This is a genomic window from Curtobacterium sp. MCLR17_031, assembly GCF_003234775.2.
GTDB lineage: Bacteria > Actinomycetota > Actinomycetes > Actinomycetales > Microbacteriaceae > Curtobacterium > Curtobacterium flaccumfaciens.
Genome location: NZ_CP126270.1, coordinates 2,967,325 through 2,991,241, shown reverse-complemented (window position 1 = coordinate 2,991,241; position 23,917 = coordinate 2,967,325). Strand labels below are relative to the sequence as shown.

Here is a 23,917-nt window from a genome sequence, read left to right as displayed (position 1 = left end):
ATTCAGAGTGTTTAGCGCCGCCGTCGCAGCGCTGTCACTGTGCCTGCATGGCACTCCTCCACAGCGCGACACCGGCGACCACGATCCACGGCAGCGACCGCCCTCGCCTCGGGGGTGCCGTCCGTGCGTGAACCTGGGCTGATGGAGCACACCCCCATCCGAGCCGGCGCCGGCGGCCTCGATCCCCACGGCCTGCGCCGCAGCCTGCTGCGCGACGCGGTGTTCCTGCGACTGCTCGACAACGTCCTGCGGGGGGAGTACCGCCGCGGGCAGCGGTTACGGCTCGACACCCTGGCATCGGACATGCGGGTGTCGCGCACACCGGTTCGCGAAGCCCTCGTGACCCTCGAGTCCCTGCAGCTGGCCAGCGTGCAGCGCTACGTCGGTGTCGTGATCTCGCAGTGGTCGGTCGACCAAATGATCGAACGGCTGCGGATCGCCCAGGCCCTGCTCGTCGATCCGCCGTCGAACTCCGTCGGGTACCGGGACCGGTTCGACAAGGTGTGGATGCGGGAGTGCTGGACCGAAGCCGGGGCCTTCGTCGAACTCGGTGCCTGGTACCTGCGACGCCGCGGGTCGTCGGTCAGCGGTGACTGGTTGCTGTCGCAGCGCATCGTGCTCGACATGTTCTTCACCGACGACGTCGCCCTGGCGAACGGGATCGATGCCGTGGTCGACCGGCGACGACGGGTCGAGATCGTCGAGCGGGCCGTGGCCGCTGCGGAGCGAGACGCCCTCGACGACTGTGCCGCGGCGCTCCTCGAACTGTCGTCCGCCCTGATCGCCCTGCCGGACCGCTTCCGGGTCGTCGTGTCCGCCTGAACCTTCGTCGGCTGCGGATCCGCTCAGGTCCGCGCTGACCGCCGAGGATCCGCAGGTCGCGGCACTGGGCAGCGAGCGTCACCGGTGTCCCTCGCACTGGATCGTCAGGCAACGTCGTGGCAGCCTTGACCGGTTGCCGTCCCCGGCGTGTCCACCGACGACAGGAGTGCCCGTGAACGACGTCCGCGATCGATCCCACCGCTTGAACCGAGCGTCCGGGATCGCACGGCACGGACGTCTGCGGCGCTCGAGGCCCTTCGCGACCGCTGCCAAGACGGTCTCCGCCGTCGTCGCAGTGGCCCTGGTGAGTTCGGCCTCCGTCACGGCGATCGCGGCGAAGCAGGTCACGGACGACCTCGGTGACGGCGTCGAGATCCAGGGCCAGCCCGCACCGCAGGCGAAGGGCGGCGCGAAGCCGATCAGTGCCTTCAAGGGCGGGTTCAACATGCTCGTCGTCGGCACCGACAACGACCCCGAGCAGAGCGCTGCCTTCGGGGAGCGCGATGCGACCCTCAACGACGTCAACATCCTGCTGCACGTCTCGGCCGACCACACCAACGCGACCGCGGTGAGCATCCCGCGCGACCTCGTCACACCGATCCCGGCCTGCAAGAAGACCGACGGCACGGGCACGGCCCCGGCCATGGCGGCGCAGCCGATCAACACCTCGTTCGGCGAGGGCGGCCTGAACTGCGTCACCCAGACGGTCGCCGGGCTGACCGGACTCGACATCCAGTACTCGGCCGCAGTGTCCTTCAAGGGCGTCATCGAGATGTCGAACGCGATCGGCGGCGTGCCGGTCTGCGTCGCCCAGCCGATCACCGACTCGTACACCGGGCTGAACCTGCCGGCCGGCACCTCGACCCTGCAGGGCGACGAGGCCCTGGCGTTCCTGCGCACCCGGCACGGGGTCGGCGACGGATCCGACCTCGGCCGGATCTCGAGCCAGCAGGTGTTCCTGTCGTCGCTGCTCCGCACCGTGAAGTCGAACGACACCCTCGGTTCGCCGGCCCGCCTGTACAAGCTGGCCCGGGCAGCGGCGTCGAACATGCAGCTGTCCCAGAGCCTGAACGACATCGGGACGATGGTGCAGATGGGCCTGGCGCTGCGCGACCTGCCGCTGGCGCAGGTGAACTTCGTGCAGTACCCGGGCACCACGGGCGGCACTGGCGTCTACGAGGGCAAGGTCGAGCCGACGACGTACCTGGCCGACCGGCTGTTCGCGAAGATCAAGGCCGACCAGTCGTTCTCCCTCGGGGCGGACAGCACGGGCATCGGGTCCGAGACGAGTCCGACGCAGCCGACCGCGGCGCCCTCGTCGCCAGCGGCTGCGCCGGTGCCCGCGACGCCCGCGACCCCGGCGGCACCGTCGTCCGCCGCACCGCGCACCCCCTCGGCGACGCCCGAGACCATCGACGGGCTCGAGGGCCAGTCCGCCGACCAGCAGACCTGCTCCAAGGCGTTCGGGTACTGAGGCGCGGCGCGGTCGGTCGCTTGCTTGCTTGCCGCCTCCCGCCCCTGCCCCCTTTCCGCGAAAGCGACAGTCTGCCGCCGAACCTTCGCGGCACTCTGTCGCCCTGGCGCCAGTGACGGCCGAGCTCGGCGGCACAGTGTCGCTTTCGTGGGCCGGGCCGTGGCCGTGCGCGCGCCCGAACATCAGCAGTGCACCCCCCCCCGAACGCAGAAAAGGGGGCGCGGTGGTGGGCCGCGCCCCCAGGGGAAGTCGCTCCCCGCCGGGCGCCACGCGATCGGGCGCGCCGGGCCCGCACGGGGAACGACGTCGGGTGCTGTGTCGCGACGACGGGGACGAGCCCCGGAACGTGATTGCCGCGTCCCGATGATGCTATGCAGTGGGGTACGCCCCGACAACCCCAATGTGTCCCCACTTCGGGGGACCGAGTGTGACGGGTCGTGCCACGCGCGGGTGTGCGTCGGGTCGAGAGTGGCGCGGTCCTCCTGTATGGTGGTCGCAGCGCTCGCGAGAGTGCTTGGAGACGTCGCATAGTCCGGCCGAGTGCACCACCCTGCTAAGGTGGAGTCCCCTTTGAGGGGACCGAGGGTTCAAATCCCTCCGTCTCCGCACGACGATGAACCCCGGTCCGATCGGACCGGGGTTTCGTCGTTCTCGGGCCCGAAGCGCCCGCGTCAGACGGTCGCGATGCTCCCCGTCGTCGTGGTCCCCACGCCCGAGCGACCACGACGGACGGCGCCCATCGCCACGAGCGTCAGCACCACGGCCGCCAGGGTGATCCCCGACCCCGCCCAGATCGGCGACGTGTACCCGAGCCCGCCGGCGATGGTCAGGCCACCGATCCAAGCGCCGAGTGCGTTGCCGAGGTTGAACGCGGCGATGTTCGCCCCGCTCGCCAGGGTCGGCGCGTGGTCGGCGTACTGCATCACCCGCGTCTGCAGGGCCGGGACGGTCGCGAACCCGAACGCCCCCATCAACACGAGGGCGATCACGGTGAGCACCGGCGAGGTCGCGACGAGGGCGAACGCCGCGAGCACCACGGTCAGCACGACGAGCACCACGAGCAGCGTGCGGTCGATCGAGCGGGCCGCGAGCTTGCCGCCGGCGAAGTTGCCGACGAACAGCCCGATGCCGAACACGATGAGCAGCCACGGCACCGCGGACGACGGGAACCCGGACACCGAGGTCAGCGTGTAGGCGATGTAGGTGAAGGCGCCGAACATCCCGCCGTAGCCGAGCACGGTCATGCCGAGCGACAGCCAGACCTGCCCGGACCGGAAGGCGCCGAGCTCGCGGGCGAGCGACGGGACCTCGGTGGAGCGGACCGCGGGGACGAGGACGAGCACGCCGATCAGGGCGACGACGCCGATGGCCGCGATCGCCCAGAACGTCGCACGCCAGCCGGCGGCCTGGCCGAGGAAGGTGCCGAACGGGACGCCGAGCACGTTCGACGCGGTGAGCCCGGTGAACATCAGGGCGACGGCCGAGGCGCGCTTGGACCGCTCGACCATGTTCGCGGCGACGACCGAGCCGATGCCGAAGAACGCTCCGTGGCACAGGGCGGCGATGACACGGCCGGTCATCATCACGCCGTAGGTCGGGGCGATCGCGGACAGGGTGTTGCCGACGATGAACAGCACGAGCAGCCCGAGCAGGACGGGCTTGCGGGGGAGCCGGGTGGTCGCGGCGGTGAGCCCGAGGGCCCCGACGATGACCGCCAGGGCGTACCCGGTGACGAGCCAGCCGGCGGTGGTCTCGGTGACGCCGTAGTCGGCCGCCACCTCGGGCAGCAGGCCGGTGATGACGAACTCGGTCAGGCCGATGCCGAATCCGCCGAGTGCGAGGGCGATGAGTCCCGCGGGCATGGATGTCCTTCCGTTGTGCAGCTGTGCCGCGTACGCTGGTTGTTGCAGACGCGGGATATCGATAGTTGCACACGCGGGGTATCCGCGCAAGCAACTGTCGCCGTCTGCACCGACCGAAGGAGCCCCGATGTCCGTCGACGACACCTCCACCGCCGTCCGTGCCCACGGCTGGCGCACCCTGGCAGCGCTGCACGCCCTGATCGAGACGCGCCTGGAGCGGGCGCTCCGCGAAGTCGACCTGTCCGTCGTGGAGTTCACGGTGCTCGATGCCCTGCGCCGCCAGGACGGCTTCCACATGCGCATGCAGCAGCTCGCCCGCGCGGCCGCCCTCAGCCCCAGTGCGACCACTCGGCTGGTGAACAGGCTCGAGGAGCGTGCCCTGCTGACCCGTGTCCTGTGCGCCGACGACCGTCGCGGGCTCTACACGGAGCTCACGCACGCCGGGCAGGTCCTGCTCGAGCGTGCGACACCGATCCACGCCGAGGCGCTCGAGGGTGCCCTCGCCGAGGCGCACGACGTCCCCGAACTCGCCGACCTGGCCGAGTCCGTCGAGCGGCTCGAGGGCGCGCGCGTCTGACCCCGGGTCACCTCGCACCCGGCCTGGAGGCCCGGCGCACCTCCGCCCCGCCGGCGTCGGCCCCGGGGCGGTCACCACTCAGGCGCGCGGCGGCCCCGTCGTCGACCGCACGACCAGCGTCGGCGGCACGAGCGTCCGGATGGGATCCGCCGGCGCCCCTGCAGCCGCGCCGATCCGCTCGACCAACCGCGCAGCCGCCAGGCGCCCGACCTCGTCGTTGTGCGGGTCCACCGTCGTCAGGCGCAGCAAGGGTGAGGCGGCGAGCGGGGTCTCGTCGTTCCCGATCACCGAGACGTCCTGCGGCACGCGGAGTCCGGCTTCCTGCACGGCGGCGATCGCGCCCATCGCCATGACGTCGTTCGCGGCGAACGCCGCGGTCAGGTCGGGGTGCTCCCGCAGGGCGAGCCGCATGCCCTCGTAGCCCGTCGTCTCCGAGGTCGGGCCGGAGCCGTAGACCAGCGGCTCGATGCCGGACGCGACCAGCTGCGCGACGGTCGCGTCGCGGCGGAGCGCAGCCGGGCCTCCCGAGCCGGTGACGTGGACGATGCGGCGGTGACCCAGGCCGATCAGGTGATCCGCTGCCAACCGCCCGCCAGCGGCTTCGTCGGAGGCGACCACGTCGAGTCCGCCGGGGACGTCCTCGCGTGCGCCGGCGACCACGACCGGGGTGTCGGCGGGGACGACGACGTCGGGGAAGCCCTCGGCGGCGAGCACCACGCCGTCGACCCGCAGGGAGACCAGGTCGTCGAAGGGCGAGGAGTCGAGGTGGGCGTTGGCGCGGGTGTCGGCCAGGGTGAGGCGGAGGCCGTGCGGGGCGAGGGCCTCGCGGATGCCGTCGAGCATCGGGACGTACCAGGGGTTCCGGAAGTCGTCGACGATGACCCCGATGGTGCGGGTCCGGGTGCCGGCGAGGATGGCGGCGGCGCGGTTCGGGCGGTAGCCGAGCTCCGCGACGGCGGCGAGCACCGCGGAGCGGCGGGCGGGGGAGACCCCGGGATCGTCGCGCAGCACCATCGACACCAGGGACTTCGAGACGCCTGCGCGTGCGGCGACGTCGATGATCGTCGGCGGGCGAGGGGTCACGCTGAGCCTTTCCGGCACGGTGCTTGACAGGACATGGGCTGCTGCGGCTACAGTCTACCGACACGTTCTGGAACGTTCCAGAATCCGGATCTAGCGACCTTCTCGAAGGAGAGAACATGAGCGACAGCATCGGCGTCGCCGTCATCGGCGCGGGCATGGCGGGCAAGGCCCACATGGCTGCGTGGCGGAACGCACCCTCCCTCTTCACCTCGACGCTGCCGCCGGTCCGGCTCGTCTCGGTCGGCGACGTCTACGAGCCCCTCGCCGCCGAGGCCGCACGGCGCTTCGGCTACGAGCGGCACGACACCGACTGGCGGGCCATCGCGGCAGCGGACGACATCGACGTGGTGAGCGTCGTCGTCGCGAACACCCTGCACCGCGAGATCGTCGAGGGGCTGCTCGCCGCCGGCAAGCACGTGCTGTGCGAGAAGCCGCTGTCCGACTCGCTCGACGACGCCCGCGCCATGGCGTCCGCCGCTGCCGACGCCGAGCAGCGCGGGGTGCTCGGCCGCATCGGCTTCACCTACCGCCGGGCTCCCGGGCTCGCCGCCATCAAGGAGCTCGTCGAGGACGGCACGCTCGGCCGGGTCCTGCACGTCTCCGGCCGGTACTGGACCGACTACGGTGCCTCGCCCGACGTCCCGTTCTCGTGGCGCTTCGCGGGGGCGCCGGGGTCCGGCGCGCTCGCCGACGTCGGCTCGCACCTGTCCTACGTCGCCGAGTTCCTGGCCGGGCCGGTCCGGAGCGTCAGCGGTGGGACCTTCACCACGTCGATCACCGAGCGACCCGTGGCCGCCGGTCACGCCCTGCGGGGGCAGGCCGTCCCGCTCACCGGTGAGACCGCGGCCGTCGGCAACGACGACTACGCCACGTTCAGTGCACGCTTCGGCGACGGCACGGTCGTGGGGTCGCTCGAGGCCTCCCGCGTCGCGGCCGGGCACCCGAACGGCCTCGTCATCGAGGTGTTCTGCGAGCGCGGCGCCGCCCGCTGGGACCAGGAGCGCGCGTCCGAGATCGGCCTCGCGCTGCAGTCCGACGGCTCGCGTCTGGGTGGGTACCGCCAGGTCGTGCTCGGCCCGGAACACCCCTACGTCGCCGGTGGCATGGCGATGGACGCTCCGGGCGTCGGCTGGGGGCAGAACCAGATGTTCGAGTACCAGGCGCGGGCGTTCCTCGACGAGATCGCCGGGCTGTCCGGCGACGTGCCCGACGCACTGCCCGCGAACGCCACGTTCGACGACGGCGTGCACAACATGGAGGTCCTCGACGCGGTGGCACGGTCCGCCGCGGCCGGGGGCACCACCGAGACGATCAAGGAAGCAGTGACGGCATGAAGCTCGGTCTCTACAACGCGATCCTGCACGACCGGCCCCTCCCCGACGCACTCCGGGTCATCGCGGCCAACGGCCTCACCGGCATCGAGCTGAACACCGGCGGGTTCCTGCCCCCGGTGCACGTGCCCGACATCGACGCGATCCTGCAGGACGACGGTGCGCGGGACGCGTTCCTCGCGCAGTTCGCGGGGACCGGCGTCGAGATCGCCGGGCTCAACTGCAACGGCAACCCGCTGCACCCCGACCCGGCGATCGGTCCCGCGCACGCCGAGGACGTCCGGCGGAGCATCCGCCTCGCGGCCCGCCTCGGGCAGGACCGCGTCGTCACGATGTCCGGACTGCCGGCGGGGGAGCCGGGCGGGACGCGGCCGAACTGGATCGTGAACGCCTGGAACTCGGCCGCGCTCGACGTCCTCGAGCACCAGTGGAGCGTCGCGGTGCCGTTCTGGCAGGAGATCGACGCCCTGGCCCGGGAGCACGGCGTCAAGGTCGCGCTCGAGCTGCACCCGCAGAACCTCGTGTTCAACCCGGCGTCGATCCGGGAGCTCGTCGAGCGCGGCGGGCTGACCAACGTGGGGGTCGAGCTCGACGCCTCGCACCTGTTCTGGCAGCAGATGGACCCGGTAGCGGTCGCCCACGACCTCGGCCCGCTCGTGTTCCACGCCGCCGCGAAGGACGTCCGGATCAACCCGCACGCCGCGATCAACGGGGTGCTCGACAACTCGTTCCGCCGGTTGACGCCGGACGAGTCACGCACGAACCTCGGCGGCGACGAGTGGGCGAACGAGTGGCCGAAGCCGTCGGCGTGGGACTTCGTCGCGCTCGGCAAGGGGCACGACGAGGCGTACTGGACGACGTTCCTCGAGGCCCTGCGTGCGATCGACCCGGACATGTGGGTGAACATCGAGCACGAGGACACCGAACTCGGACGCGAAGAAGGGGTCGCGGTCGCCGCGCGCGTGCTGCGCGCCGCGGGGGCGGCGCTGGCGCCCCGGTCCTGACGGTCCGTCAGCCGACCCGGTCACTGCCTGGAGGCCCGTGGACCGTTCCGCGCACCGGGTGACGGATCGGTGTGTGGTGGGCCGTGCCTCCCGGCCCCACCACACGCGGATCGGCCACCGGTGCGCGGAACGACCAGTCCGTGCACCCGTACCGGGTGCTGTCACCGGCCCGATGTAGCATGCACGACACCTGTCCCCGACGATGGAGCCCTGCGTGCCGGAGCCGACCCACCCCGCCTTCCCGCTCGAACACGTGCGGGCGGTGGGCGACGACATCGTGGCCTCCGTCGCCACGGTGATCGACGGCAAGGCGGAAGCCATCCGCACGGCCCTGACGGTGATGCTCGCCGAGGGGCACCTGCTCGTCGAGGACGTCCCCGGCGTCGGTAAGACCGTGCTCGCCAAGGCGCTCGGCGCCTCGGTCGGCGGGTCCGTGAACCGCATCCAGTTCACCTCGGACATGCTGCCGTCCGACGTCACGGGCGTGAACATCTTCGACCAGTCGTCGGGCACCTTCCGGTTCTCGCCCGGCCCGGTGTTCGCGAACGTGGTCATCGGCGACGAGATCAACCGCACCAGCCCGAAGACCCAGTCGGCCCTGCTCGAGGCGATGGCGGAGTCGCAGGTCACCGTCGACGGCGTGACGCGCCCGCTCGACCGCCCGTTCATGATCGTCGCGACACAGAACCCGATCGACATGGAGGGCACGTACCCGCTGCCCGAGGCGCAGCGCGACCGCTTCATGGCGCGCATCGCGATGGGCTACCCGAGCGTCGACGCCGAACGGCAGATGCTCGCGAACCGCGGCGGCAGCGACCCGCTGTCGCGCCTGCGGCCGATCGTCGACGTCACCACGCTGCGGGCGATCATCGAGACCGTCGCCGGGGTGCACATCGCCCCCGACGTCGAGGCGTACATCATCGCGATCGTCCGGTCGACGCGCACCCACCCCGACCTCGTGCTCGGTGCGAGCCCCCGCGCGACGCTGCACCTGGCGCAGGCGGCCCGTGCGCATGCAGCCCTGCTCGGCCGCCCGTTCGTCACCCCCGACGACGTCGCGACGCTCGCCCCGATCGTGCTCGCGCACCGGCTCGTGCCGGTCGCCCGTGGGCTCGGCGGCACCGGCGAGGACACCGTGCGCGAGATCGTCGTCCGCATCGTCTCCGACACCGCCATCCCGTTCACGGCCACCCCCGTCCGCTCCTGATGGCCGGTCCATCGGCACCGCCGTCGCTGCTGCGACGCGTCGGTGCCGCGCGGTCCACGGCGGCCCGGTTGGGCCGCCGGGGGCTGTCATTGGCCCGACGCACCCCGTTCCCGCGCCCGACGATCCGGGGCTGGACGGTCATCGCCGTCGGCATCGGCCTGGTCGGCGGCGGTCTGGTCGGCACCACGAGCGTCGCCGTCACGGCCGGCCTGCTGCTGCTCGTCCTGGTCGTGCTCGGCATCGTGATGGCGTTCGTCGTCGCCACCCCGCTCCGCGGCAGCCGCAGCACCGCACGGGCGATCGTGCAGGTGGGCGAGGTCTACCGGGAACGCATCACCCTCGGGAGCACCAGCCTGCCGATCGGCCCGCGGGCGACGCTGCTCGTGCGCGAACAGCTCGAGGACGCCTTCGCCAGCCTGGCCGAGGCGGAGACCTACGCCGAGGTCGGGCCGAACCTGCCGCCGGCCGTGCTCGACGTCGAGGCACTCGCGATGCACCGCGGCCGCTCGCTGGTCGGCCCCGTGACGATCCGGGTCGAGGACCCGTTCGGTCTGCTCCGCATCGACCGTCCCGTCGTCCCGGCCGAAGAGGTCGTCGTCGTCCCGGCCTCGGCACCCCTCGGGGCGATCGACGCCGGGGCACTCGCCGGTGCGGTCTCGGCCGACGAGGGCCGGGTCGGACAGGGTGGCTCCGCCGACGACAGCGAACTCCGCCCGTACCGCCCGGGCGACCCGATCCGTCGGGTGCACTGGGCACAGAGCGCACGGCGCGGTGAACTGCACGTCCGCCAGACCACCCAGGCCCAGCCGCCCGAGGCCGTGATCGCCCTCGACGTCCGGCGCGAGTCCTACCAGCGGCTCGGTCGAGAGGACCTCGCCGAGCTCTCCGACCTGGGCGGCGACCAGGCCTTCGAGCACGCCGTCGTGGTGGCCGCCAGCGTCGCCCGGGCGCTCGCCGCCCGGACCTCTCGTGTCGTGCTCGTGTTCGACGGTCCCGAAGGCGCGACCCGGCACGCGGGCGACGTCGGCGGGCTCACCGACGTGCTCGTCGGGCTCGCCGACGTCCGGCTCCGCTCCGATGCCCGCGAAGTCACCGACGTCCTGCCCGAGGTCCGTGGCCGCGACGTGCACGGCATGACCGCCGTCGTGACGGGCACCTGCACCGCGGAGGAAGCCGCCGAACTCGTCAGCGCGACCAGCGGGTCGAGCCGCGGCATCCTGGCCACGATCGTGCCGCCGGACCCGGCCGTGCGGGGCATCCTCGACCGCGGCGGCTGGCGGACCCTCGTGGTGCCGGTCGTCGGCGCGACGCCGTCCGGAGCCGCCCGGTGACCGGGGTGAGCGCACCGGCGCGTGGCCGTGCCGACGTGCGCGAGATCCTCGACCGCGACGACGACCTGCGTGACGTCCCGAGCGCCTGGGTCGTGGCCCTCGCACCGGTGCCCGTGCTCCTCGCAGCCCTCGCCATCCGGCCGCTCGTGCAGGGCATCGCCTGGTGGACATCGGGCGTCGTCGTCGTCGCCGTGCTCGTCGCCGTGATGCTCGCGGTGCGCCGCCAGACGCCCGGCGTCCGCTTCGTCGTCCTGGTCGGCACGGTCATCGCCTGCTCGTGCGCCGCCGCACTGGTCAACGACATCCAACCGCTCGGGTGGCTCGACGCCGATGGGGCCCTCGGGGAGACGCTCGCCGCGATCCGCCTGAACCCCGCACCACTGCCGCAGACCGACGCGATCCGGCTCGTCGTCACCGCGTCGATCGGCTGGGTGGCGGCCGTCTCGCTGTTCCTCGCCGCCATCGCGCGGATCCCGTCGCTCGCTGCGGCCCCGGCCCTCGTCATCCTGATCGTGCCGGGTGTCATCACCGGGCAGCCCGCCGGCACCCCGCTCGTCATCACCACGGCGGTGGCGTTCCTCGCCCTGCTCTGGCTGTCCGTGCGTCCGGTGCAGCGCGCACTGCCGGCCGCGGTCGTCGGGGCGATCGGGCTCGTCGTGGCCATCGGGCTGCCGACGATCGTGCCGCTCAACGCCAGCTGGTTGTCCGGCGTGACCGGTGCGATCCAGTCGCCGATCCAGCCCGGACGGCCCGGCACCCTGCTCGAACTCGGCAACGACCTGCGCCGTCCGAGCGAGCTCGAGGTCTTCCGGTACCGCTCGTCGGACGGGCAGCCCGAGTACCTCAAGCTCGCCGACCTGGACGAGTTCGGCACGGGGGACTGGGTGCCGACCGTGACGAACGCGGCCGAGGCCGACACGGCCGACGAGCAGCAGTGGGCCGAGGGCGTCAACCCGCGCCTGGCGAGCCGCGGCGACGTGACGGTGCGGATCACCGGGCTGTCCAGCACCTACCTGCCGGTGCCGTCGGGTGCGGTGTCGATCGAGTCGCAGTCCACCAACCTCGACCTGTCGCAGTGGCGGTGGATGGGGAACTCGAGCACCGTCCGGTCGACGGGTGCCGCCACCGCCCGCGGGGCGATGTACGAGGTCTACGGGGCCTCGACGTTCGCCAACGACTACCTCGACGCGGTCGCCGCCTCGGGGGTGCTCGCGCGATCCGACGGCCGTGGCTTCCGGGAGCCCAGCCGCCAGCAGCTGCGCACCGACCTCGCCCTGCCCGACGACCTGCCCGCCAACATCTCGACCACCGCGACCCGCGTCGCCGCCGCCGCGACCGACGACTACGGGCGGGCGCGGGCCCTCGAGCAGTGGTTCCGCAGCGACCTGTTCACCTACTCCGAGACCGCCCCCGTCGAGCAGGGCTACGACGGCGACAGCATGGATGTCGTCTCGACGTTCCTGAAGGTCCGCGACGGGTACTGCGTGCACTTCTCGTCCGCGATGGCCGTGATGGCCCGCACGCTCGGCATCCCCTCGCGCATCGCGGTCGGGTACCGGGCCGGGTCGCCGCAGCCCGACGGCGAGTACGCGGTGTCGAACCGGCAGCTGCACTCCTGGCCGGAGCTGTACATCCAGGGCGCCGGGTGGGTCGCCTTCGAGCCGACGCCCGACTCCGACGAGGCCGCGCCGTCCGAGGAGCCCTCGGCCTCGCCGACGGCGGCGGCACCGGAGACCCCGCTGCCGGCGCCCGAGCAGACCACGCCGGCGGACGAATCAGCGTCCCCGACCCCGTCGGCGTCCCCGGTTCCGGGTGCCACGGGTGCGTCCGGCACCGGCGGCGGCGGAGGACCGGTCGGGCTGCTCGTGGGCCTGCTGCTCGTGCTCGCGGTCCTCGTCGCCCCGGGCCTTGTGCGAGCAGTTCGCCGCCGGTCGAGGCTGTCGGCGATCGCTGCCGGTCGGTCGCCCGCCGTGCAGGCGTGGCGCGAGTTGCTCGACGACGTCGCCGACCACGGGTACGCCCCGGGCCTCGCGCCGCCGGGTGACGCCGCCGCCGTGGCCCGGACCGCCCGAGCCGTGCTCGGGCGCCTGCGGCCCGGGTTGCCGGAGTCGGTCGTGCCGCACCTGGAGGCCGCGGTCGACGCGGTCGATCGTGAGCGCTTCGCCGCCGACGGGGCCGCATCGGTGGACACGGCGGCGTTGGAGCGTCACGTCCGCGGCGCTCGGGAGGCGCTCGACGCCTCGGTCCCCACGGTGCGCGTCGTGCGGTCGCGCCTGCTGCCGCCGAGTCTGTTGCCGTCGTCCGCCTGGTCCCACGACGGGCCGAAGCCCCGCCGTCGGGATCGTCGCACGGCCTGACGCGGGCGCGAGGGTGCGCCGAGTGGTGCGAGGTTCCGTACTCCGTGCGACCGGCGCGGCCTCGCACGGACGACGGAACCTCGCACCGTTCGGGCGGGGCACCGCGCGTCAGCGCCGGCGGATGACCGCCTCGACCAGCCTCGCGATGCGCTCGCCGGGGTCGACTCCGGGCAGCGCCGGCGCGTCGAACACCAGGCCGACGTTCGCCCCGATGAGCACGGTCGCGAACTCCTCCGGGGTCATGCCGACCTCGACCTCGGGGTGGGCACCGAGCCACAGCCGCACGAGCTCGAGCACCCCGTCCTGCAGGATCCGGCGCTGCCGGATGAACTCGGGCAGGAACTCGGGGTGCCGGACGGCATACCCGCGGAACGCCGAGAGCAGCGCGAACTGCTCGCTCTGGTCGTTCTGCCCGAACGCGGCGCGCAGGACGTCCCCGACGTCGACGGCGGCGATGTCCGCGTGCACGAGTTCCTGCAGTGAGCTGAGCACGACGTTCGTGGACCGCTGCATGACCTGGGCGAGCAGGTCTTCCTTCGACGAGAAGTTCGAGTAGACCGCACCCTTGCTGAACCCCGCGCGCGCGGCGACGTCGTCGAGCCGCGCGCCGTACACACCCTGTTCGGCGAAGACCGCGGCTCCGGCGGCGAGCAGGCGTTCCCGGACCTCGGCCCGCGGGATGCGCTGGGTGGGGTAAGCGTCGTCGCTCATCGGTTGCTGCTCCGACCTGTGCCGGTGGTCGTCGGGGAGAGCATCGTGGTGGAGACCTGCCGCGCCGCGCGTCTGATCCCGCGCGGCATCAGCGAAGCCCCCATCCCCACGTCTGCTCGGAACCGCCGCGTTCGGGTCGCGTCGGTGCTGTGCGGACAGCGTTCACCGGGACGTGCCCGGCAGAACAGCCAGGTCGATACCCGGCGGTACTGATCGTACCGTCGCGGAGCCGCGGAGGACAGCCCCTCAGTCCTCGTGCTCTTCTCGGACACTGCCGGCACCGGTCCGACGGCCCGGGCGCCGGAGCAACCGGAGCGCGTCCGGTCGCAGGCTCCGACCGCGCCGCAGCAGCGAACCGAGGGTCGACTTCGGCTGCCAGTCACGGCCGTTCGGCAGCCCCCAGCCCCGGCGGACCGCGCCCCAGCGGAGCCCGAGCGACAGGGTGATCGCGAGCAGGATGCCGAGCGACGGCGACCCGAGCGCCGAGGCGATCACCATCACGGCCGACGCGGCGACGGCCACGGTGGCGTACAGCGCGTTCCCGCCGAACACCGCCGGCACCCGCCGCAGCAGCAGGTCGCGCATGGCCCCGCCGCCGACCGCGGTGATGGTCCCCATGATGATCGCGGCGGGCCAGTCGAGCCCGGCGTCGTAGGTGCGCTGCACGCCGACCACGGCCCAGAACCCGATCACGGCGGCGTCGAGCACGGTGAACAGCCGGTCCCAGGTGAGCTCGGAGAACGACACGAGGAACGCGATGAGCGCCCCGGCGACGGCGACCGGCACGTACAGCGGGTCGACGAGCGCGACGGGTGGTCCGTTCTGCAGCAGGGTGTCGCGGAGCATCCCGCCGCCGAGTCCCGAGACGAACCCGACGACCAGGAACCCGAACAGGTCGAAGTCCATCGCGCGGGCGATGGAGCCGCCGAGCAGGGCGGACGCGAAGACCCCGGCGAGGTCGAGCACGTTCGTGACCGACGCCAGGCCGTCGACGGACAGCAGGTTCATGAGAACCATCAAACATCACGTCGCACGACTGGCGGGCCGTTCGGCGGTTAGGTTAGCCTCACCTTCGTCATGCTCGCCACTCTCGTCATCGGTCTCCGTGAAGGCCTCGAAGCCACGCTCATCGTCGGCATCATCGCCGCGTTCCTGCGTCGCAACCGCGTCCCGCTCGCCCCGATGTGGTCGGGCGTCGGGCTCGCGGTGCTGCTCAGCATCGCCGTCGGCTTCGGGCTGCAGGCCGTGGAGCAGGCGCTGCCGCAGGCCCAGCAGGAGGGCATGGAGGCGGTCATCGGCATCGTCGCCGTCGTCTTCGTCACGGGCATGATCGTCTGGATGCGCACGCACGCGCGCACCCTGACCGCCGACCTCGAGGCCAGTGCGACCGCAGCCCTCGGCCGCGGCACCGCCTGGGCCCTCGCCGGCATGGCGTTCCTCGCCGTCCTGAAGGAGGGCTTCGAGACCTCGGTGTTCCTCCTCGCCACGTTCCAGGCGTCGTCGGACACCGGCCTCGCCGCGCTCGGTGCCGTGATCGGCATCGCGGCCGCGGTCGTCGTCGGTTTCGGCATCTACACCGGTGGCGTCCGCCTCAACCTGTCGCGGTTCTTCACCGGCACCGGGGTCTTCCTGGTCTTCGTCGCGGGCGGCCTGGTGCTGACCGTCCTCCGCCGTGCGCACGAGGCCGGCTGGATCGTCATCGGCCAGCAGCGCACCGTCGACCTGTCGTGGCTCGCCCCGAACGGTTCGGTGCAGGGCGCCCTGGTCACCGGCGTGCTCGGCATCCCGCCGGACCCGCGGGTCATCGAGGTGCTCGGCTGGGTCCTCTACGTCGTCCCGGTGCTGGCCCTGACGCTCTGGCCGCGAGCCTGGCGTCCGTCGCCGGACCGCGTGCCCCGGGTGCGCGCCGTCGTCGCCGGCGCACTCGCCGTGGCGGCAGCGGCACTCGCGATCGCCGTACCGACGGGCGGGGTCGACCTGCCCCGCACGACCGCGGTCAGCGGCGACGCCAGCTCCGTCTCGGCCAGCGTCGACGGTGCGTCCGGCGTCCTCCGCGTGGCCGGCACCGGAACCGGCCAGGAGGCCCGACTCACCCTGCCGACGTCGGCCCACCGCCGCGTCACCCGTGCGGGCGTGGCCGCCGACCGGTGGCGCGTCGTGCAGGACGGAACCAGTGAGCAGGGGAGCGGTGCCGACCGTCCGTCGACGCTGACGCTCGACGACCTCGTCACCCTGTTCGGCCGCCTGCCCGTCGGGGTCTCCCCGTCGACGAACCCCGGCCCCTTCGCGGCGCGCTGGGCCGTGCGCGACACGGTGACCCTGTGGACCGTCCGTGGAGGGGTCCTGGACGCGACCCGCGACGAACGCGAGGTGCTGACGCTGAGCGGTGGGGGCCTCCCGTCCGCGCGCACCACGACGCTGGACCGCACCGTCTGGTCCGTCCCCGACGCCCGCGTCGAGCGGTCGGCCGCCTCGGTGGCCGCAGCGGACTCGCGGTCCGCGGACCTGCTGCTCTGGAAGGCCTGGCTGCCGATCGCCCTCGGCATCGCGGCCGCCGCGCAGGCGCTGCTGGCCCTCCGGCCGCGGACCCTGCAAGGAGCACCGACCATGTCCTTCGGTAAGCCCGTCCGACCCCTGATCACCCTGGGCGCCCTCGGCGCCGTCACCGCCCTCGCACTCACCGGTTGCGCCGGTGGGTCCGCCGAGGCCGGCGGCTCCGGCTCCGGCGACGCGAAGGTCTCCCGCGTCACCATCACGCTCACCAACGACGGGCAGGACGCCTGCGCGGTGTCCTCGACGAAGGTCCCCGCGGGCCCCGTCACCTTCACGGTGAAGAACGAGTCGTCGACCGCGATCACCGAGGTCGAGCTGCTGCAGGACCAGCGGATCCTCGGCGAGAAGGAGAACCTGGCGCCCGGCCTCGACGCCGTCCGCTTCACCGCCACGCTGACCGGCGGGAAGTACCAGGTGTACTGCCCCGGTGCCGAGACCGAGCTGACGGACTTCACCGTCACCGGCAAGGCCGCGTCGACCGCGAACAGCAGCGCCTCGACCCTGCTCCGCGACGGGACGAAGGGCTACGCCACCTACGTCGACGGCCAGGTGACCGACATGGTCGCCGCGGTCGAACAGATGCAGAAGCACATCGACGCCGGCGACCTCGACGCGGCGAAGACCGACTACGCGAACGCGCGCCCCTTCTACGAGCACGTGGAGAGCGACGTCGACGGCTTCGTCAAGAAGGGGTTCAAGGCCACCGACAACGCGGGCAACCTCGACTACCTGATCGACATGCGCGCCTCGAACCTCGACCCGGCCGTCGGCTGGAGCGGGTTCCACGCCGTCGAGAAGGACCTGTTCCAGGCCGGGAAGATCACCGCGTCGACCAAGCAGACCGCCGCGGACCTGACCGAGGACGTGCAGCTGCTCGCGAAGCTCGTGCCGACGCTGGACTACAAGCCGGAGGACCTGGCGAACGGTGCCGCCGGCCTGCTCGAAGAGGTGCAGTCGAACAAGATCACCGGCGAGGAAGAGGCGTACAGCCACATCGACCTCGTCGACCTCGCCGCCAACGTCGAGGGTGCCCGTCAGGCCTTCGCGTACCTCAAGCCGGGGCTGACCAAGCTCGACCCGACCCTGACGAAGCAGATCGCGAAGCAGTTCGACGCCACGAACACGATGATGGACGGCTACCGCGACGCCGACGACCTGGGCGGCTTCGCCACGTGGGACGCCGCCACCAAGAAGTCCGACGCGAACACGATCTCGCAGCAGATCCAGGCGCTGCAGGACCCGCTGTCCCGCCTGGCCGAGAAGGTCGCGACCGCGTGACCGAGCCGGACGAGGCACCCCGGGCGAACGTCTCCCGCCGTGGTCTGTTCGGCGCCGGCCTGGCCGTGGCCGGTGCCGGGGTCGGCGCGGCAGCGGGCATCGGCGGCGCCACCGCGGCGACCGGCGTGAACCCGTTCACGGCGGCGACGAACGGTGACGAGTCGATCGACCTGTCGCAGAGCCAGCCGTTCTACGCCACCGCGGCACGGCAGCCGCAGGGCGGGATCCGCACCACCCCGCAGCGGTACTGCGTCTACATGACGTTCGACCTGTCGACGACCGTCGCGACCGAGCTGCAGGTACTCCTCGCCCGCTGGTCGGCCGCGATCGCCCAGCTGCAGGCCGGCAAGACCGTCGGCAGCGTCGAGCCGGCGCACGGCAACGGGGTCGGCGCCGACACCGGCGAGGCGCTCGACCTCGGGCCGGCGTCCCTGACCGTCACGGTGGGCCTGGGACCCGGCGTCTTCGACGAGCGCTTCGGGCTCGCCGACCGCCGTCCGGCCTCGCTCGCCGACATCCCGACGCTGCCGAGCGACAACCTGCAGGAGGGCCTGACCGGTGGGGACCTGTCCCTGCAGGCCTGCGCCGACGACCCCCAGGTGGCGTACCACGCGGTGCGCGACCTGGCGCGGATGGCCCGCGGCACCGCGACCGTCCGCTGGACCGTGCTCGGTTTCGGCCGGGCATCGGCGGGGCCGAACCAGAGCACGCCCCGCAACCTGATGGGGTTCAAGGACGGCACCCGCAACATCACGACCGACGCCGACCACGACCGGTTCGTCTGGCTCGGCCGCGACGCCGGGTGGATGGCCGGCGGCAGCTACCAGGTGGTGCGGAAGATCCGGATGAACATCGAGACCTGGGACGCCGACGTCGTCAGCGACCAGCAGCGGGTGTTCGGGCGGACGAAGATCCAGGGCGCACCGCTCTCCGGCGGGCAGGAGCACACCACCCCGGACTTCCACGCCAAGGACGACGACGGTGCGACGAAGATCGACGCGACGTCGCACATCGCCCTCGCCGCGCACGAGGCGAACGGCGGCGTGAAGATCCTGCGCCGACCGTACAACTACACCGACGGGCTCAACGAGTACGGCCAGCTCGACGCCGGGCTGCTGTTCATCGCCTACGTGAACGACCCGGACCACTTCACGCGCCTGCAGCGGAAGCTCGGTGCCTCGGACCGGCTGAACGAGTACGTCTCGCACATCGGCTCCGCGGTGTTCGCCGTGCCGCCGGCACCCCGCAAGGGGTCGTACATCGGCGAGCAGCTCTTCCGCTGACCTGAGTCGCTGACCCGAAGGGGTGGGCGCCCTCCGCCGTTTCCCTGGAGGCGGAGGACGCCCGCGTCGCGGAGTCTCGCCGAACGGAACCACCGTCGACTTGCTGAAAGCGACCCGGCACGACGCGTCGCGGTGCGACAACCCCGAGAGTACCCCGCAGATCCGCGGATCCGCAGTGATCGACCGGGATGGGACAGCAACCGTGACCACCGGGTCGCGCGACGTGTGCGCCGGACGTGCTCCGGGCCTCCTGGCCGACGCGAACGGGCCGCCTCACCAGGGTGAGACGGCCCGTTCGCGTGTGAGCCCGCAGGCTCGATGTCAGTCCGTCAGGACCGTCGCGGCACGTCGTGCGCGGTTGCGGCGGAGTGCCACGAGTGCCGCGATCCCGGCGAGCAGGAACAGGCCCGCCGCGATCGCAGGAGCGGTCAGGTCCGCACCCGTGTAGGCGAGGTCGCCACCGGCGCGCGGGTCGTCGTCGGTCCCGCCGACGCCACCGATGCCAGCGTCGTCACCGTCACCCGCGCCGGGGCCGGGGATGACCCCGCCACCCGGGTTCGGGGTCGGAGCCGGGGTCGGGTCGACCGGGTCCGTGGGGTCCGTGGGGTCGGTCGGGTCCGTCGGGTCGGTCGGGTCGACCGCTGCGGCGACCGGGATCGTCACGGCGAGGGTGACGGTCTGGCCACCCGGCAGGGTGACGACGAGCGGCGCGTCCGTCGTGGCGACCGGCTCGGCCACCGCGGCGAGGGAGACGGAGCCGGCGGTGCGGGCGGCGGCGCGTGCGGCCGGCGCCTCGATCTCGGGCACCGTGACGGTCAGGGTCGCGCGACCCTGCTCGTCGTTCTTGTCGGTGATCGTCGGGTCGATCGCTGACGTTGCGAGCTCCTTGCCGTCCGCGGTGACCGAGACGGTGCCGGCCTTCGCGGGGTCCTCGCTGCTGAACACGAGGGACGACAGGTCGAGCTCGATCGCGTCACCGGGCTGGAAGCCACCGGCCGGGGTCGGCGTGACCGTGACGCCGACGGCGCGCTGGTCGACCGGGGGCGTGACCTTCGGGTTGGCGAGGAAGTAGTCCACCTGGGCCTGCAGGTCGACCTGGCCGGAGTCGGCGACGTTCGTACCGGTCGCGAAGGCGGCGAAGTTGTCGCCACCGGTCGACAGGAACGAGTTGACGGTCACCTTGATGGTGTCGGTCAGCGCGATCGCCTTGCCGTCGAGGGTCATCGCGGTGATGCGCTCGCCGCGACCCTTCGACGGGTCGTAGGTGTACGCGAAGCCGTCCGAGACGCCGAGCTTCAGGAACGGACGCTCGAGGCCGTCCGGCTGCCACTGCTGCTCGAGGGCGTTCTTGATCTGCTGGCCGGTCATGTCCTTGGTCACCAGGGTGTTGGCGAACGGCTGGACGAGCGCGGCCTCCTTGTAGGTGACGGTGCCGTCCGGGTCGCCGGCGCCGCTGGACGCGTAGACCATGTCGGTGCGGAGACCGCCCGGGTTCATGAAGGCGACCTGCGAGCCGTTCCGCTCGGTGGCGCTGCGCTGGACCTCGGCGATGTAGTTGCCCAGGACGGACTCGCCGCCGCGGTTCTCGGCCTTGCGGTCGGACTGCACGGCGCGACGCAGGTCACCCGTGATCTCGCCGAGCTTCTCGCCGCCCTTGACGTCGGCGACGGCCTTCGCGGCGGTCACGATGTCGCTCACGGCGTTGACCGAGGTGGTGTCGGCGGGGACACGCTTGTCCTCGTTGACGGAGGTGACCGAGGACGTGATGCCGGTGAGCTGCTTGTCGGCGTCCACGGTGAGCTGCAGGTGTCCGAGGTTCACCCCGTAGGACCCGGCCTGGATCACCGGACGCTTCGTGCCGTCGGGGCCGGCGATGGAGTGGTTGTACGTCGCGTGGGTGTGCGCCGACACGATGGCCGAGACCTTCGACGAGACGCCCGAGGTGATCTTGCCGAACGCGCCGGTGCCCGTGGCGTCGGTGAGCGCGCTCGTGGTGGCGCCCTCGTGCACGAGCAGGACGAGCACGTCGGCCTCGCCGTTGTCGTCCTTGCCGTCGGTGAGCTGCTCGGCGTACCGGTTGACCTGGCTGACGATCGGGGCCATCGCGAGGCCCTCGACCCCGCCGGGGCTGACGAGCCCGGGGATGAGGTCCTCGGTGGTGGCACCGATGAAGCCGACCTTGACGCCGCCCTTCTCCACGATGGAGTACGGCGTGAAGGCGGGGTCGGTGGTGCCGGCCTTGACGATGTTCGCCGAGACGTACGGCCAGTCGGCGCGGTCCTCGATGCGGCCGGTCAGGTCGTCCTGGCCCTTGTCGAGCTCGTGGTTGCCGATCGCGCTGACGTCGAGGTCCATGGCGTTCAGGGCGTCGATCGTGGGGGAGTCCTGCTGGATGAGCGAGGTGAAGGTCGAGGCGCCCACGTTGTCGCCGACGCTGGCGAAGATCGTGTTCGGGTTGGCCTCGCGGTACGACTGCACGACGCCGGCGAGCTTCGCGGCGCCGGCGGCCTTGTCGGCGGCGGTGCCCTCGGACTCGATGCGACCGTGGAAGTCGTTGACGTCGATGATGTCGATCGTCGTGTCGCCCTCGGCGGCGACGGCTGCGGACGGGACGGACAGTGCGACCAGGACCCCGGCGGTGGCGAGGGCCGCGCCGGCGCCGAGGCGTCGTCGGGTCGTCGCACCGGCGGTTCCGGTGGTGTGGGAAGTGTTCATCGCCGTCGAACCTACGAAGACGCACAGGCGACTCGCCAGACCCCTGCCGAACTCGTCACACGACGTTCACATCGGCAACACGCGTGGTCGGTCCACGCGCAGTGGACGGGAGGCGCGGATCACGTGACCGACGTCGGTCACGTGATCCGGGCCTCCAGGCCAGTGCCCGGTGGGCGCTCGCTACTGCTCCTGCGCGATCAGCGGACGCAGCGTGCGGTGCGCGATGCGCAGCCCCTCGAGCACCCGGTCGTCGGTGCCGCCCCAGAGCGGGTCCTCGTGCTCGACGCTCAGCGTGCCGTCGAAGCCCGCCTCGTAGAGGCGGTCGACGACGCGCGGCCAGTCCACGACACCGCGGCCCGGCACCCGGAACCGCCACCAGCCCATGTCCCACGGGTCGTCGCCCTTGTCGACCTTGCCGAAGAACCCGTACTCGTTGCGCCGCTCGGGGAAGAGCTCGAGGTCCTTCGCCTGGGCGTGCACGATGTGCTCGGCGAACGGCAGGATCGTCTCGACCGGGTCGATGCCGATCCACGTCAGGTGCGACGGGTCCCAGTTCAGGCCGAAGCCCAGACCGGTGACCCAGCCCCAGAGCTCGGGGGAGTACGCGATGTTGCCGGGGTACCCGTCGGGGTGCCAGCCCTCCATCACGCAGTTCTCGATGATGAGCCGCACGCCCCGCTCGCCGGCGTAGTCGACGAGCTCGGGCAGGACCCGGCTCCCCTCGGCCATGTTCTCGCGGACGGACTTCGTGGTGTCGCGGCCGATGAACGTGCCGACGTACGGGATGCCGAGCGTCTGCGCGGTGTCGATGGCGTGCTTGAGGTGGGTCCGCACCGCCGCCCGGTGCTCCGGGTCCCGGTGCAGGTTGTTCTCGTAGTACGCGAGCGCGGAGATCTCGAGACCGGTGCGGTCGAGCAGGGCGCGGGTGGCCAGGGCGTCCTCGTCCGTGAAGGTGGCGACCGGCAGGTGCGCCGCCTCGAAGTCGCGGCCGCCGGTGCCGGGCCAGACGGCGACCTCGAGCCGCTCGTAGCCCTGCTGCTGCGCGAACCCGGCGATCCGGTCGAGTGACCAGCCGGGCAGGCAGGCGGTCAGCATGCCGAGCTTCACCGGATCTCCCGCCAGGTCGTCTCGGCCGCGCTGCCGATCACGGCCTCGATGATGTCGGCGGAGCGGGCGCCGTCCGCGAACGTCGGTAGCCCGTCGGGGGCCACTCCGGTGCGGACCGCGGTGTAGGTGTCGGCGACGAAGGCCGCGAAGGCGTCGAGGTACCCCTGCGGGTGCCCGGCCGGCACGATCGCCAGCCGGCGCTGGTCCGGGTACCCCTGCGACGGGTCGCGCACGACGATCTGGGCGCCGCGCTCGTTGCCGAACCAGGCCGACTCGGGCTGCTCCTGGTCGAACGCCGCGCTGCCGCGGGTGCCGTCGACCTCGAACCACAGGCGGTTCTTCCGGCCCGACGCGACCTGCGAGATCACGACGTTGCCGATGCGACCCGTGGCGGTGCGGAAGGTGGCGACGGCGGTGTCCTCGGTGGTGACCTCGGCACGCTCGGCCGCGTCGGCCACCGGGTCCGGGTCGGGGGAGCCGGAGAACGACGGACCGGACGCCGCCGGCCGCGTCGGGTAGACGATGTCGGTCGCGGCGGACACCGAGGCGAAGCGCTCACCCGTGACGAACTCGACCAGGTCGCACCAGTGCGAGCCGATGTCGGCGAACGCGCGGGACAGCCCGCTCGAGGTCGGGTCGACCCGCCAGCTCGAGGCGTCCTCGTCGAGCATCCAGTCCTGCAGGTAGTGACCGTGCACCGCGAGCAGCCGGCCGAGCTCCCCGTCGGCGATGCGCGCCCGGATCTCGCGGACCATCGGGTGGTAGCGGTACACGAACGGCACGGTGGCCACGACACCGGCCTCGGCAGCGGCGGCGACGAGCTCGGCGGCCTGCGCGGGGTCGATCGCCAGGGGCTTCTCGCACACCACGTTGATGCCGGCCGCGATCACCGCGAGCGCCTGCGGGTGGTGCTGGTCGTTCGGGGTGCAGATGTGCACGACGTCGGGGGCGTCGGCGATGACCTCGTCGAGGGAGGCGTAGCCACGGGGCAGGTCGAGCTGCGCCGCCACCTGCTCGGAGCGGGCGGCGTTCCGGCCGAGCACACCGAGGACCTCGGCACCGGAGGCCCGGGCCGCCCGGGCGTGGACGCCGGCGATCATGCCCGTCCCGACCACGGCGACACGGAGGCGTCGCCCTTCGTACCCACTGCTCATGGTGCTCCCTCGCGCCGGAATGACACCACCGTAGCGGCCCGGTCATCCACCGGGGCCGATGAGTACCG

At 72.3% G+C, this 23,917-nt stretch carries 17 protein-coding genes and 1 tRNA gene; 11 read left to right on the top strand and 7 right to left on the bottom strand.

What is annotated here, in order from left to right; all coding sequences use genetic code 11:
* Positions 1 to 141: 141 nt before the first annotated feature.
* From DEI96_RS14120 to DEI96_RS14110, 3 genes are all read left to right on the top strand, one after another.
* Positions 142 to 822, top strand: coding sequence for a GntR family transcriptional regulator (locus tag DEI96_RS14120; RefSeq protein ID WP_111023716.1), 681 nt, complete (start codon positions 142 to 144; stop codon positions 820 to 822).
* 202 nt (positions 823 to 1,024) lie between these two features.
* The gene (locus tag DEI96_RS14115; protein WP_258372839.1) at positions 1,025 to 2,296 is read left to right on the top strand and encodes an LCP family protein; all 1,272 of its coding nucleotides are present in this window, start codon (positions 1,025 to 1,027) and stop codon (positions 2,294 to 2,296) included.
* A 516-nt stretch (positions 2,297 to 2,812) separates the two neighbouring features.
* Positions 2,813 to 2,902: transfer RNA gene (locus DEI96_RS14110), tRNA-Ser, on the top strand.
* A 65-nt stretch (positions 2,903 to 2,967) separates the two neighbouring features.
* Here DEI96_RS14110 and DEI96_RS14105 read toward each other — a convergent pair.
* Positions 2,968 to 4,158: an MFS transporter gene (locus DEI96_RS14105; RefSeq protein WP_111023627.1), complete on the bottom strand. Its 1,191-nt coding sequence runs from the start codon at positions 4,156 to 4,158 to the stop codon at positions 2,968 to 2,970.
* A 127-nt stretch (positions 4,159 to 4,285) separates the two neighbouring features.
* Between DEI96_RS14105 and DEI96_RS14100 the strand changes: the two genes are divergently transcribed.
* Positions 4,286 to 4,735, top strand: a complete 450-nt coding sequence (locus tag DEI96_RS14100; RefSeq protein WP_111023624.1) for a MarR family winged helix-turn-helix transcriptional regulator — start codon at positions 4,286 to 4,288, stop codon at positions 4,733 to 4,735.
* Between the two features lie 78 nt (positions 4,736 to 4,813).
* On the opposite strand, the gene DEI96_RS14095 is transcribed toward DEI96_RS14100, so the two are convergent.
* Positions 4,814 to 5,818, bottom strand: a complete 1,005-nt coding sequence (locus tag DEI96_RS14095) for a LacI family DNA-binding transcriptional regulator (protein WP_111023621.1) — start codon at positions 5,816 to 5,818, stop codon at positions 4,814 to 4,816.
* A 116-nt stretch (positions 5,819 to 5,934) separates the two neighbouring features.
* Here DEI96_RS14095 and DEI96_RS14090 point away from each other — a divergent pair, with 116 nt between their 5' ends.
* From DEI96_RS14090 to DEI96_RS14070, 5 genes are all read left to right on the top strand, one after another.
* On the top strand, positions 5,935 to 7,152 hold the full coding sequence (locus DEI96_RS14090) for a Gfo/Idh/MocA family protein (protein ID WP_111023618.1): 1,218 nt from the start codon (positions 5,935 to 5,937) through the stop codon (positions 7,150 to 7,152).
* Positions 7,149 to 8,153 (top strand): sugar phosphate isomerase/epimerase family protein, encoded by a 1,005-nt coding sequence (locus DEI96_RS14085; protein ID WP_111023615.1) that lies wholly within the window; start codon positions 7,149 to 7,151, stop codon positions 8,151 to 8,153. The genes DEI96_RS14090 and DEI96_RS14085 overlap by 4 nt, the downstream gene beginning before the upstream one ends.
* Before the next feature lie 202 nt (positions 8,154 to 8,355).
* Positions 8,356 to 9,360, top strand: coding sequence for an AAA family ATPase (locus DEI96_RS14080; protein WP_071406487.1), 1,005 nt, complete (start codon positions 8,356 to 8,358; stop codon positions 9,358 to 9,360).
* Positions 9,361 to 9,449: 89 nt separating this feature from the next.
* Positions 9,450 to 10,691, top strand: a complete 1,242-nt coding sequence (locus DEI96_RS14075) for a DUF58 domain-containing protein (protein ID WP_181440320.1) — start codon at positions 9,450 to 9,452, stop codon at positions 10,689 to 10,691.
* Positions 10,688 to 13,048 (top strand): transglutaminase TgpA family protein, encoded by a 2,361-nt coding sequence (locus DEI96_RS14070; RefSeq protein ID WP_111023609.1) that lies wholly within the window; start codon positions 10,688 to 10,690, stop codon positions 13,046 to 13,048. Before DEI96_RS14075 ends, DEI96_RS14070 begins: the two co-directional genes overlap by 4 nt.
* Positions 13,049 to 13,156: 108 nt before the next feature.
* Here the strand turns inward: DEI96_RS14070 and DEI96_RS14065 are convergent, their stop codons facing one another.
* On the bottom strand, positions 13,157 to 13,759 hold the full coding sequence (locus tag DEI96_RS14065) for a TetR/AcrR family transcriptional regulator (RefSeq protein ID WP_111023606.1): 603 nt from the start codon (positions 13,757 to 13,759) through the stop codon (positions 13,157 to 13,159).
* Between the two features lie 246 nt (positions 13,760 to 14,005).
* Positions 14,006 to 14,767: a trimeric intracellular cation channel family protein gene (locus DEI96_RS14060; protein ID WP_071406483.1), complete on the bottom strand. Its 762-nt coding sequence runs from the start codon at positions 14,765 to 14,767 to the stop codon at positions 14,006 to 14,008.
* Positions 14,768 to 14,836: 69 nt separating this feature from the next.
* Between DEI96_RS14060 and efeO the strand changes: the two genes are divergently transcribed.
* The gene (gene efeO / locus DEI96_RS14055) at positions 14,837 to 17,590 is read left to right on the top strand and encodes an iron uptake system protein EfeO (RefSeq protein ID WP_111023603.1); all 2,754 of its coding nucleotides are present in this window, start codon (positions 14,837 to 14,839) and stop codon (positions 17,588 to 17,590) included.
* The gene (gene efeB / locus DEI96_RS14050; RefSeq protein ID WP_111023600.1) at positions 17,587 to 18,873 is read left to right on the top strand and encodes an iron uptake transporter deferrochelatase/peroxidase subunit; all 1,287 of its coding nucleotides are present in this window, start codon (positions 17,587 to 17,589) and stop codon (positions 18,871 to 18,873) included. Before efeO ends, efeB begins: the two co-directional genes overlap by 4 nt.
* Before the next feature lie 321 nt (positions 18,874 to 19,194).
* Here efeB and DEI96_RS14045 read toward each other — a convergent pair whose 3' ends face one another.
* From DEI96_RS14045 to DEI96_RS14035, 3 genes are all read right to left on the bottom strand, one after another.
* Positions 19,195 to 21,588: a bifunctional metallophosphatase/5'-nucleotidase gene (locus DEI96_RS14045; protein WP_111023597.1), complete on the bottom strand. Its 2,394-nt coding sequence runs from the start codon at positions 21,586 to 21,588 to the stop codon at positions 19,195 to 19,197.
* Positions 21,589 to 21,768: 180 nt separating this feature from the next.
* On the bottom strand, positions 21,769 to 22,695 hold the full coding sequence (locus DEI96_RS14040; protein ID WP_111023594.1) for a sugar phosphate isomerase/epimerase family protein: 927 nt from the start codon (positions 22,693 to 22,695) through the stop codon (positions 21,769 to 21,771).
* A complete protein-coding gene (locus DEI96_RS14035) occupies positions 22,692 to 23,849 on the bottom strand; it encodes a Gfo/Idh/MocA family protein (RefSeq protein ID WP_035808774.1) in 1,158 nt (385 codons plus the stop codon). The genes DEI96_RS14040 and DEI96_RS14035 overlap by 4 nt, the downstream gene beginning before the upstream one ends.
* Positions 23,850 to 23,917 lie beyond the last annotated feature (68 nt).

What these genes read in the sequence shown, in the direction of transcription:
- DEI96_RS14060 (WP_071406483.1), bottom strand. Translation starts at nt 14,767, where the DNA reads ATGAACCTGCTGTCCGTCGACGGCCTGGCGTCGGTCACGAACGTGCTC.
- DEI96_RS14120 (WP_111023716.1), top strand. Translation starts at nt 142, where the DNA reads ATGGAGCACACCCCCATCCGAGCCGGCGCCGGCGGCCTCGATCCCCAC.
- DEI96_RS14045 (WP_111023597.1), bottom strand. Translation starts at nt 21,588, where the DNA reads ATGAACACTTCCCACACCACCGGAACCGCCGGTGCGACGACCCGACGA.
- DEI96_RS14090 (WP_111023618.1), top strand. Translation starts at nt 5,935, where the DNA reads ATGAGCGACAGCATCGGCGTCGCCGTCATCGGCGCGGGCATGGCGGGC.
- DEI96_RS14105 (WP_111023627.1), bottom strand. Translation starts at nt 4,158, where the DNA reads ATGCCCGCGGGACTCATCGCCCTCGCACTCGGCGGATTCGGCATCGGC.
- efeO (WP_111023603.1), top strand. Translation starts at nt 14,837, where the DNA reads ATGCTCGCCACTCTCGTCATCGGTCTCCGTGAAGGCCTCGAAGCCACG.
- DEI96_RS14065 (WP_111023606.1), bottom strand. Translation starts at nt 13,759, where the DNA reads ATGAGCGACGACGCTTACCCCACCCAGCGCATCCCGCGGGCCGAGGTC.
- DEI96_RS14100 (WP_111023624.1), top strand. Translation starts at nt 4,286, where the DNA reads ATGTCCGTCGACGACACCTCCACCGCCGTCCGTGCCCACGGCTGGCGC.
- DEI96_RS14080 (WP_071406487.1), top strand. Translation starts at nt 8,356, where the DNA reads ATGGAGCCCTGCGTGCCGGAGCCGACCCACCCCGCCTTCCCGCTCGAA.
- DEI96_RS14035 (WP_035808774.1), bottom strand. Translation starts at nt 23,849, where the DNA reads ATGAGCAGTGGGTACGAAGGGCGACGCCTCCGTGTCGCCGTGGTCGGG.
- DEI96_RS14085 (WP_111023615.1), top strand. Translation starts at nt 7,149, where the DNA reads ATGAAGCTCGGTCTCTACAACGCGATCCTGCACGACCGGCCCCTCCCC.